At 71.5% G+C, this 1,017-nt stretch carries 2 protein-coding genes; both read left to right on the top strand.

Annotated elements, in window-relative coordinates:
- Nucleotides 1–730: Bug family tripartite tricarboxylate transporter substrate binding protein (locus AC27IQ_RS25595; protein ID WP_487091311.1), on the top strand; the 730-nt coding region annotated here is incomplete at its 5' end.
- Between the two features lie 74 nt (nucleotides 731–804).
- Nucleotides 805–1,017: enoyl-CoA hydratase/isomerase family protein (locus AC27IQ_RS25600; RefSeq protein WP_487091312.1), on the top strand; the 213-nt coding region annotated here is incomplete at its 3' end.

Below are 1,017 nucleotides of genomic sequence, written 5' to 3' on the forward strand. Positions count from 1 at the left end.
GGCGCAGCCCGACGGCTACACGCTGTTCATGGGCGGCACGCACCACGTGATCGCGCCCTCGATGTACCCCAAGCTCGACTACGACATCGAGAAGGACTTCATCCCGCTGGCGCTGCTGGCCAACGTGCCGCAGGTGCTGGTGGTCAACCCGCGCACGGTGCAGGCCACCACCATGCCGCAGTTCCTGGACTTCCTGCGGCGCAACCCGGCCAAGCTCAACTACGCCTCGGCTGGCGCGGGCACCTCGCACCACCTGGCGGGCGAGCTGTTCAAGCTGCAGACCAACACCTTCATCACGCACATTCCCTACCGCGGGGCGGGCCCGGCGCTGCAGGACCTGATCGGTGGCAACGTGGACATGATGTTCGACGGGCTGGGCTCGTCCGCCGCGCACATCAAGGGCGGGCGGATCAAGGCGCTGATGGTGGCCGGCGCCCGGCGCAACCCGGCCTTCCCCGACGTGCCCTGCGCGGCCGAGGTGGGCCTGCCCGACTACACCGTGACCACGTGGTACGGCCTGTGGGCGCCCAAGGGCACGCCGGCCGACCTGCAGGCGCGCATCGTCGAGGAGACGCAGCGCCTGGGCACCGCCGAGGACCTGAAGGCCGTGTGGGCCAAGAACGGCGCCGACTACGGCGGCCTGTCGCAGACGCAGTTCGCCGCCATGGTCCACTCGGAGGTTCGCCGCTGGGCGAAGGTGGTCAAGGATTCGGGCGCCAAGCTCGATTGACCGGGGCCCCGGGCGGGGCGGCAAGGCGGCCGATGCGGCCAGTGCAAACGGCGGACATGGTGGAGAGGGCGGACATGGCGGGTGACATCGGGGTGGAGCGGGTCGACGGGGCGGATGGCCCCCCCGGGGTGGTGCGCGTGGTGCTGCGCCACCCGGGGCGGCTCAACGCCATGTCCCGCGCCATGTGGCGGCAGCTGCGCGCCGTGTTCGAGCAGCTGCAGGCCGATGCCGGCGCGCGCTGCGTGCTCATCGAAGGCGAGGGCGATGCCTTCTGCGCGGGCGGCGAC

The organism is Acidovorax sp. KPB24-07 (genome assembly GCF_057543315.1).